This is a genomic window from Bradyrhizobium sp., from assembly GCF_004799405.1.
Taxonomy (GTDB): domain Bacteria; phylum Pseudomonadota; class Alphaproteobacteria; order Rhizobiales; family Xanthobacteraceae; genus Bradyrhizobium.
The window spans coordinates 1-2,668 of the sequence record NZ_SSMW01000044.1 but is presented as its reverse complement, the minus strand read 5'-3'; the positions used below and the strand labels follow the sequence as shown (position 1 = coordinate 2,668).

At 63.9% G+C, this 2,668-nt stretch carries 1 protein-coding gene; it reads left to right on the top strand.

Annotation, left to right across the window (positions count from 1 at the left end; all coding sequences use genetic code 11):
• Positions 1–2,498: DNA polymerase III subunit alpha (gene dnaE / locus E7813_RS07935; protein WP_291572559.1), on the top strand; the 2,498-nt coding region annotated here is incomplete at its 5' end.
• Positions 2,499–2,668 lie beyond the last annotated feature (170 nt).

Sequence of the window (2,668 nt, the reverse complement as noted above, 5' to 3'; positions counted from 1 at the left end):
GTTTCGAACTCGGCGTCATCGAGCGCATGAAATATCCCGGCTATTTCCTGATCGTCGCCGATTTCATTCAATGGGCCAAATCGCAGGGCATTCCGGTAGGTCCCGGCCGCGGCTCCGGCGCGGGCTCGCTGGTGGCCTATTCGCTGACCATCACCGACCTCGATCCGATCAGGTTTGGCCTGATCTTCGAACGCTTCCTCAATCCCGACCGGGTGTCGATGCCCGACTTCGACATCGACTTCTGCCAGGACCGCCGTGACGAGGTGATCCAGTACGTGCAACGCCGTTACGGACGCGATCAGGTCGCCCAGATCATCACCTTCGGCACGCTGCAGGCGCGGGGAGTGCTGCGCGACGTCGGGCGGGTGCTGCAGATGCCCTATGGCCAGGTGGACAAGCTGACAAAACTGGTGCCGCAAAATCCCGCAGCCCCGGTGTCGCTGGCGGCGGCATTGGCAAGCGAGCCGAAGTTGCAGGCGTTTCGCGACGAAGACCCGGTGGTGGCGCGCGCTTTCGATATCGCGCAGCGGCTCGAAGGATTGACGCGGCACGCCTCGACCCACGCCGCCGGCATCGTGATAGCGGATCGTCCGTTGAGCGAACTCGTGCCGCTCTACCGCGATCCGAAATCCGACATGCCGGTAACCCAGTTCAACATGAAGTGGGTCGAGCCTGCGGGATTGGTGAAATTCGATTTTCTCGGCCTGAAAACCCTCACGGTTCTCGATGTTGCGGTCAAGCTATTGAAGCAGCGCAACGTCGATCTGGATATCGGGCGGATTCCGCTCGACGACAAGAAGACCTACGAGATGCTCGGGCGCGGCGACGTGGTCGGCGTGTTCCAGGTTGAAAGTCAGGGCATGCGGCGCGCGCTGGTCGATATGCGCGCGGACCGGTTCGAGGACCTGATCGCGCTGGTGGCGCTCTATCGGCCGGGTCCGATGGCGAACATTCCGACCTATTGCGCCCGCAAGCTCGGCGAAGAAGAGATCGAATATCTTCACCCGAGCCTGGAGCCGATCCTTAAGGAGACCTTCGGGGTCATCACCTATCAGGAGCAGGTCCAGCAGATCGGCAAGGACCTCGCCGGTTACACGCTGGCCGAAGCCGATCTGCTTCGCCGCGCCATGGGCAAGAAGATCAAGTCCGAAATGGACGCGCAACGGGCGCGGTTTCTGTCCGGTGCGGCCGCGCACGGCATTCCGGAATCGACGGCGATTGCGATTTTCGAGGCCTGCGCCAAGTTCGCCGAATACGGTTTCAACAAATCGCATTCGGCGCCGTACGCCTTCATCACCTACCAAACCGCCTGGATGAAAGCGAACCATCCGGTCGAATTCCTGGCGGCGTCGATGACGCTGGACATCAACAACACCGACAAGCTCAGCGAGTTTCGCGCCGAAGCGCAGCGGCTCGGCATCAAGGTCGAGGCGCCCTCCGTCAACCGTTCCGGCGCAACCTTCGAAGTCAGCGACGGCACCATCTACTATGCGCTGGCGGGCTTGAAGGGCGTCGGCGCACAGGCGGTCGAACTGATCGTGGAGGCGCGCAAGGATGGACTGTTCACGTCGCTGGCCGATTTCGCGGCGCGGGTGAATCCGCGGGCGATCAACAAGCGCGTGATCGAGAGCCTTGCCGCCGCCGGCGCGTTCGACGCGCTGGACTCCAATCGCGCGCGGGTGTTCGCCGGTGCCGAGGCGATTCTTTCGGCATGCCAGCGCAGCCACGAGGCCGCGACCTTGGGACAAAACGACATGTTCGGCGGTGCGGCTGACGCGCCGACCATCATGCTGCCGCAGGTCGAGCCGTGGCTGCCGGCCGAGCGTCTGCGGCGCGAATACGACGCCATCGGGTTTTTCCTCTCGGGCCATCCGCTCGACGATTATGCCACCGTCCTGAAACGCCTGAGGGTGCAGTCCTGGGCCGAATTCTCCCGCGCGGTGAAAACCGGCGCGACCGCGGGCAAGGTGGCAGCTACCGTGGTGTCCCGGATGGAGCGACGCACCAAGACCGGCAACAAGATGGGCATCATCGGGCTGTCCGACCCGACCGGACACTTCGAAGCCGTGCTGTTTTCCGAAGGGCTCGCGCAGTATCGCGAGGTGCTGGAACCCGGTGCTGCGGTGTTGCTGCAACTCGGGGCCGAGTTGCAGGGCGAAGACGTTCGCGCCCGCGTGCTCCATGCCGAGCCGCTGGATGACGCGGCGGCCAAAACTCAGAAGGGCCTGCGCATATTCGTGCGCGACACCCGGCCGCTGGACTCCATCGCCCGGCGGCTGCAGATGCCTGAGGCAGCCTCGCAGGGCGGTCCAGCCCGCGGCCCCCAGGCGAAACCGGCGGCGTCAGGAGGCGCGGCCGATGGAGACGTGTCGCTGGTGATGATGCTGGACCTCGAAACCGAGGTTGAAATGAAGCTGCCCGGCCGTTTCAAGGTCTCGCCGCAGATCGCCGGCGCGATCAAGGCGGTCTCGGGCGTGGTGGACGTGCAGACGGTGTAAGGGGGCGGGCCCGCTGCCGGAAGGCAAGAAAGCCCCCAATTTCCTTGCTTCTGCCGGAAATCCCGCTATATACCGCGCCATCTCACACGGAAACATGGCTCAAAAGGCCGTCCGGTGGCAGCCGGGCCATAAGGCTCGTCTGCTCACACGTTTCCGGAGGAACCAACCGG